Below are 6394 nucleotides of genomic sequence, written 5' to 3'. Positions count from 1 at the left end.
TTCCTGGCCGGCAAACCGCCCTGGATCGGGGCGCTGCTGGGGGTGATCCTGGTGCTCACGTGCACGCTCGGCGATCTGGTCGAGTCTCAGATCAAGCGCGACCTCGGCATCAAAGACATGGGCCGGTTGCTGCCGGGCCACGGCGGTCTGATGGACCGGCTCGACGGCGTGTTGCCGTCGGCGGTCGCCGCGTGGACGGTGCTGACGCTCGTCCCCTGAGAAGGGCCGATACTGGACTGGTCATGGTCCAAGAACTGGTTTTCACCGAGCCCCGCCCGAGCAAGCCGCCGCGGCACCTGGCCGACCTCGACGCGGAAGCCCGCGCCGCGGCCGTCGCGGAGCTGGGCCTGCCGACGTTCCGCGCCAAGCAACTCGCCCAGCAGTACTACGGCCGCCTGATCGCCGATCCGCGCGAGATGACCGACCTGCCGGCCGCAGTGCGGGACCGGATCGCCGAGGCCTTGTTCCCGCACCTGCTCACCGCGGCCGCCGAAGTCACCTGCGACTCCGGGCAGACCCGAAAGACGTTGTGGCGCGGCACCGATGGGACGACCTTCGAGTCGGTGCTGATGCGCTACCCACAGCGCAACACCGTGTGCATCTCGTCGCAGGCCGGTTGCGGCATGGCCTGCCCCTTCTGTGCGACCGGGCAGGGCGGTCTCACCCGAAACCTGTCGACCGCGGAGATCACAGAACAAGTCCGGTCCGCCGCCGTCGCCCTGCGCGACGATTTCGGCGATCGGCTCTCCAACGTCGTGTTCATGGGCATGGGGGAGCCGCTGGCCAACTACGCCAGGGTCGTGGCCGCGGTGCGGCGCATCACCGAGCCGCCCCCGCACGGCTTCGGCATATCGGCCCGCTCGGTGACGGTCTCGACGGTCGGCCTGGCTCCCGCAATCCGCAAACTCGCCGACGAACGGCTCGGGGTGACGCTGGCGCTGTCTTTGCACGCGCCCGACGACGAACTGCGCGACACGCTGGTGCCGGTCAATAACCGCTGGAAGATCGCCGAGGCGCTGCACGCCGCCCGCTACTACGCCGACGTGACCGGACGGCGGGTATCGGTGGAGTACGCGTTGATCCGCGACGTCAACGACCAGCCGTGGCGGGCGGATCTGTTGGGCAAACGCCTGCACCGGGCGCTCGGCCCGCTGGTGCACGTGAACCTCATCCCGCTCAACCCGACGCCGGGCAGCGAATGGGATGCCAGCCCGAAGGCGGTGGAGCGGGAGTTCGTCCGGCGGGTCCGGGCGCAGGGGGTTTCCTGCACGGTCCGGGACACCCGTGGCCGGGAGATCAGTGCCGCCTGCGGACAGCTGGCCGCCGAGGGCGGGTAGCTGGAGCGCGGGCGAATCGGCAGGGGCCTGCGGACAGCTGGCCGCCGAAAAGAAGTAGCGGCTACCTGATCCAGCCGCGCCGGCGGCCCCACAGGTCGCGGACCAGCGCGAAGAGCACCAGGGCGGCGAACCCGATCAGGAACCAGTTCTCGATGTGGCCGACGTGATTGCCGCGCAGCATCGCCAGCAGGAACACGATGATGACCAGGCCGGTGATGTGCCAGGTGCGGTGATTGATCCTGCTCCAACCCCAGGCCGCGGACGGCACCTCAACGGTGTCGACGCCGCTGAAGTGTTCCACCTCGGTACTGGCCACGGTGAATCCCTTTCGTCGGTCCTGCAGCGATTCTGGCATACCCGCGGCGAGGTCCCGCAGCCCTCGCGTCGTCACCGGGCGGGGCACAATGAGTGAGTGACGATCGCGACACCCGAGGGCCGCCTGCGCGTGCTGGTGCTGGGCAGCACCGGCTCGATCGGCACCCAGGCTCTGGAGGTGATCGCGGCCCATCCGGACCGTTTCGAGGTGGTCGGCCTGGCCGCGGGCGGCGCCAACTTGGACACCCTGCTGCGTCAGCGTGCCGAGACCGGCGTCACCAACATCGCCGTCGCCGACGAACGCGCGGCGCAGGCCGCCGACGTGCCCTACCGCGGCCCCGACGCAGTGACCCGCCTGATCGAGGACACCGAAGCCGACGTCGTCCTCAACGCGCTGGTGGGGGCGCTGGGCCTGCGCCCGACGCTGGCCGCCCTGGAGTCGGGCGCCCGGCTGGCGCTGGCCAACAAGGAGTCCCTGGTCGCCGGCGGTCCGTTGGTCTTGCGGGCGGCGCGGCCGGGTCAGATCGTGCCCGTCGACTCCGAACACTCCGCGCTGGCCCAGTGCCTGCGCGGGGGCTCCCCCGAGGAAGTCGCCAAGCTGGTGCTGACCGCCTCCGGCGGGCCGTTTCGCGGCTGGACCGCCGCCCAGCTCGAGGGCGTCACCCCGGAACAGGCCGGCGCCCATCCGACCTGGTCGATGGGCCCGATGAACACACTGAACTCGGCGTCGCTGGTCAACAAGGGCCTCGAACTCATCGAGACACACCTGCTGTTCGGCGTCCCGTACGACCGCATCGAGGTCGTCGTGCACCCGCAGTCGATTGTTCATTCGATGGTCACGTTCGTGGACGGCTCGACCATCGCCCAGGCGAGCCCCCCGGACATGAAGCTGCCGATTTCCTTGGCGCTGGGCTGGCCGGACCGGGTTCCCGGGGTGGCCGCGCCCTGCGACTTCAGCACCGCCTCTAGCTGGGATTTCGAACCGCTGGACGGCGAGGTTTTCCCCGCCGTGGAACTGGCTCGGTATGCCGGGCAGACCGGCGGTTGCATGACGGCGGTCTACAACGCGGCCAACGAAGAAGCCGCGGCGGCGTTCCTGGCGGGCAGGGTGGGATTCCCCGTCATCGTGAAAACCATCGCCGACGTGCTGCACGCCGCAGACCAATGGGCGGTTTCACCCGCTAACGTGGATGAGGTACTAGACGCGCAGCGCTGGGCGCGGGAGCGAGCGCGACGCGCCGTCGCACACGCACGGCCCACCGAGGCCTCCGTCAACGCCTCCGGAATGGTGTGAGAAAGGTCCTGCAGCGGAGATGATGTTCGTTATCGGCATTGTGCTGTTCGCCTTTGCCATCCTGATCTCGGTGGCCTTGCACGAGTGCGGCCACATGTGGGTAGCCCGCGCCACCGGCATGAAGGTCCGTCGCTACTTCGTCGGGTTCGGTCCGACGCTGTGGTCGACGCGGCGCGGCGAGACCGAGTACGGCCTCAAGGCGGTGCCGCTGGGCGGCTTCTGCGACATCGCCGGAATGACCTCGGTCGAGGAGCTGGCCCCCGACGAAACCGACCGGGCGATGTTCAAGCAGGCGGCCTGGAAACGGGTGGCCGTGCTGTTCGCGGGCCCCGGCATGAATTTCGTCATCTGCCTGGTGCTGATCTATGGCATCGCGCTGGTCTCGGGTCTGCCGAATCTGCACCCGGACACCCGGGCCGTCGTCGGCGAAACCGCTTGTGTCGCACCGGAAGTGGCCCCCGGAAAGATCGCGGACTGCACCGGGCCGGGCCCGGCCGCGATGGCGGGCATCCACGCCGGGGACGTCGTCGTCAAGGTGGGGGACACCAAGGTGTCCACCTTCGAGGAGATGGCCGCCGCGGTGCGCAAGCTGCACGGCACCGTCCCGGTGGTGGTCGAGCGCAACGGCACGCCGGTCACCGCCTACGTCGACGTCACGCCCACGCAGCGTTACCTGTCCAAGGGCCAGGGCGGCAAGCCCGAGGCGGCCACCGTCGGTGCGATGGGCGTTGGCGCTCAGCGGTTCCCGCCCACGCACTACAACGTGCTGACCGCGGTGCCGGCGACGTTCGCGTTCACCGGGGACCTCACCGTCGAGGTGGGCAAGGCCCTGGTCACGATCCCGACGAAGGTCGGCGCGCTGGTGCACGCCATCGGCGGCGGTCAGCGCGACCCGCAGACGCCGATGAGCGTGGTCGGCGCCAGCATCATCGGCGGTGAAACCGTTGACCACGGGCTGTGGGTGGCGTTCTGGTTCTTCCTCGCCCAGCTCAACCTGATCCTGGGCGCGATCAACCTGGTGCCGCTGCTGCCGTTCGACGGCGGCCACATCGCCGTCGCGGTCTACGAGAAGATCCGCAACACGATCCGGTCGGCCCGCGGCAAGGTCGCGGCCGCACCGGTGAATTACCTCAAGCTGATGCCCGCCACCTACGTGGTGCTCGTCTTCGTGGTCGGCTACATGCTGCTGACCGTGACCGCGGATCTGGTCAACCCCATCAGCCTTTTCCAGTAAACCGACCGAAGGAACCAGAACAGTGACCATTGGCCTGGGCATGCCGGACGCTCCGGCGCCCACGCTCGCCCCCCGGCGCAAGACGCGCCAACTGATGGTCCGCGACGTCGGGGTGGGTAGCGAGCATCCGATTTCGGTGCAGTCGATGTGCACCACCAAGACCCACGACGTGAACACGACGTTGCAGCAGATCGCGGAACTGACCGCGGCGGGGTGCGACATCGTGCGGGTGGCCTGCCCGCGTCAGGAGGATGCCGACGCGCTGGCCGAGATCGCCCGGCACAGCCAGATCCCGGTGATCGCCGACATCCACTTCCAGCCGAAGTACATCTTCGCCGCCATCGACGCCGGATGCGCCGCGGTGCGGGTAAACCCCGGCAACATCAAGGAATTCGACGGCCGCGTCGGCGAGGTGGCCAAGGCGGCCGCCGCGGCGGGCATCCCCATCCGCATCGGCGTCAACGCCGGCTCGCTGGACAAGCGCTTCATGGAGAAGTACGGCAAGGCCACCCCCGAGGCGCTGGTCGAGTCCGCGCTGTGGGAGGCGTCGCTGTTCGAGGAGCACGGCTTCGGCGACATCAAGATCAGCGTCAAGCACAACGACCCCGTCGTGATGGTCGCGGCCTACGAGCAGCTGGCCGCCCAATGCGACTACCCGCTGCACCTCGGCGTCACCGAGGCCGGTCCGGCCTTCCAGGGCACCATCAAGTCCGCGGTGGCCTTCGGCGCGTTGCTGTCGCGGGGGATCGGCGACACCATTCGGGTGTCGCTGTCGGCGCCGCCGGTCGAAGAGGTCAAGGTCGGCATCCAGATTCTCGAGTCGCTGAACCTGCGGCCGCGCGGGCTGGAGATCGTGTCCTGCCCCTCCTGCGGCCGCGCGCAGGTCGACGTCTACACCCTGGCCAACGAGGTCACCGCCGGCTTGGACGGCCTGGACGTCCCGCTGCGGGTCGCCGTGATGGGATGCGTGGTGAACGGTCCGGGCGAGGCGCGCGAGGCCGACCTGGGCGTCGCGTCGGGAAATGGCAAGGGGCAGATCTTCGTTCGCGGCGAAGTGATCAAGACCGTGCCGGAAGCCCAGATCGTCGAGACGCTCATCGAGGAGGCCATGCGCCTCGCCTCGGAGATGGGCACCGATCACGGTCCTGACACAACATCAAGCGGTTCGCCGATCGTGACCGTAAGCTGATGGGGGCCGTTTCCCTCGCGCAAGTCCGTTAATTCGCATCACAGAGAGTTCGCCACATGTCGGCTCCGCCCCTCTTCCGCCTTGTCGGTGAGCGACGGGTGTCCGTGGTGCGCGACGCGGCCGCCGTCTGGCGGGTTTTCGACGAGGATCCGGTCGGATCGTGCATGGTCGCGGCCCGGGTGGCCGACCACGGCATCGACCCCAATTCCATCGGCGGGGAACTGTGGACGCTGCGCGGCGCGGACCAGTCGCTGTGCTTCGCCGGTGCGAACCTGATTCCGCTGCGGGGCGCACCGGAGGACATGGACGCCTTCGCCGACGAGGCGATGAGTGGGACGCGCCGCTGTTCGTCGCTGGTCGGCCGGTCCGACCTGGTGATGCGGATGTGGGAGCGGCTCGAGTCGGCGTGGGGCCCGGCCCGGGACGTGCGCGACCACCAGCCGCTGCTGGCGCTGTCCAGGCACCCCAACTGCGACATCGACCCGGGGGTGCGCCAGGTTCGGCCGGACGAGCTGGACGCCTACCTGGTGGCCGCCGTGGACATGTTCATCGGCGAGGTGGGCGTCGACCCGCGGGTCGGTGACGGCGGTCGGGGTTACCGGCGGCGGGTGGCCAGCCTCATCGCGGCCGGTCGCGCCTGGGCCCGGTTCGAGCACGGCCAGGTGGTCTTCAAGGCCGAGGTCGGCTCGCAATCGCCGGGCGTCGGCCAGATCCAAGGGGTGTGGGTGCATCCGGAGTGGCGTGGGCTGGGCCTCGGCACCGCCGGCACCGCGACTGTGGCCGCCGTCATCGTCGGCAGCGGGCGCACCGCCAGCCTGTACGTGAACAGCTTCAACACCGTGGCGCGCGCCGCGTACGCCCGAGTCGGCTTCGCCGAGGTGGGCAACTTCGCGACGGTCCTGCTGGACTAGCGGTCCGCCGCCGCACGCCCGGCTAGCCGGGCGCCGGGCGATTGCCGCGTTACATCACGATCCGATCTCGGTGTGTCGGCGCCGGTGCGGTAGCCCGGCTTCATAACATCTGTA

At 69.4% G+C, this 6394-nt stretch carries 7 protein-coding genes; 6 read left to right on the top strand and 1 reads right to left on the bottom strand.

Annotated features, from left to right (window positions below; translation table 11 throughout):
• Together A5711_RS00930 and rlmN are read left to right on the top strand one after the other, a co-directional pair.
• Positions 1-219 (top strand): phosphatidate cytidylyltransferase (locus A5711_RS00930; protein WP_197520128.1); only part of this gene is annotated, 219 nt, incomplete at its 5' end.
• A 23-nt stretch (positions 220-242) separates the two neighbouring features.
• Positions 243-1337 (top strand): 23S rRNA (adenine(2503)-C(2))-methyltransferase RlmN, encoded by a 1095-nt coding sequence (gene rlmN, locus A5711_RS00925; protein WP_067943178.1) that lies wholly within the window; start codon positions 243-245, stop codon positions 1335-1337.
• A gap of 61 nt (positions 1338-1398) precedes the next feature.
• Here the strand turns inward: rlmN and A5711_RS00920 are convergent, their stop codons facing one another.
• On the bottom strand, positions 1399-1653 hold the full coding sequence (locus A5711_RS00920) for a DUF2631 domain-containing protein (protein WP_067943185.1): 255 nt from the start codon (positions 1651-1653) through the stop codon (positions 1399-1401).
• A 96-nt stretch (positions 1654-1749) separates the two neighbouring features.
• Between A5711_RS00920 and dxr the strand changes: the two genes are divergently transcribed.
• The 4 genes from dxr to A5711_RS00900 are packed head-to-tail and all read left to right on the top strand — an operon-like array spanning position 1750 to position 6280.
• On the top strand, positions 1750-2946 hold the full coding sequence (gene dxr, locus A5711_RS00915) for a 1-deoxy-D-xylulose-5-phosphate reductoisomerase (RefSeq protein WP_067943176.1): 1197 nt from the start codon (positions 1750-1752) through the stop codon (positions 2944-2946).
• A 19-nt stretch (positions 2947-2965) separates the two neighbouring features.
• Positions 2966-4180 carry an RIP metalloprotease gene (locus A5711_RS00910; protein WP_067943174.1) on the top strand — a complete coding sequence of 405 codons (1215 nt, stop codon included), beginning with the start codon at positions 2966-2968 and terminating at the stop codon, positions 4178-4180.
• A 22-nt stretch (positions 4181-4202) separates the two neighbouring features.
• The gene (gene ispG, locus A5711_RS00905) at positions 4203-5369 is read left to right on the top strand and encodes a flavodoxin-dependent (E)-4-hydroxy-3-methylbut-2-enyl-diphosphate synthase (protein WP_067943172.1); all 1167 of its coding nucleotides are present in this window, start codon (positions 4203-4205) and stop codon (positions 5367-5369) included.
• 56 nt (positions 5370-5425) lie between these two features.
• Positions 5426-6280 carry a GNAT family N-acetyltransferase gene (locus A5711_RS00900; protein ID WP_067943170.1) on the top strand — a complete coding sequence of 285 codons (855 nt, stop codon included), beginning with the start codon at positions 5426-5428 and terminating at the stop codon, positions 6278-6280.
• Positions 6281-6394 lie beyond the last annotated feature (114 nt).

The sequence above is a fragment of the Mycobacterium sp. E2238 genome, from assembly GCF_001672665.1.
Lineage (GTDB): Bacteria > Actinomycetota > Actinomycetes > Mycobacteriales > Mycobacteriaceae > Mycobacterium.
The sequence above is the reverse complement of the archived record's forward strand: the minus strand, read 5'-3'. Positions and strand labels throughout refer to the sequence as shown.

Coding starts and splice junctions, on each gene's coding strand:
- rlmN (WP_067943178.1), top strand. CDS start 243: ATGGTCCAAGAACTGGTTTTCACCGAGCCCCGCCCGAGCAAGCCGCCG.
- A5711_RS00910 (WP_067943174.1), top strand. CDS start 2,966: ATGATGTTCGTTATCGGCATTGTGCTGTTCGCCTTTGCCATCCTGATC.
- A5711_RS00900 (WP_067943170.1), top strand. CDS start 5,426: ATGTCGGCTCCGCCCCTCTTCCGCCTTGTCGGTGAGCGACGGGTGTCC.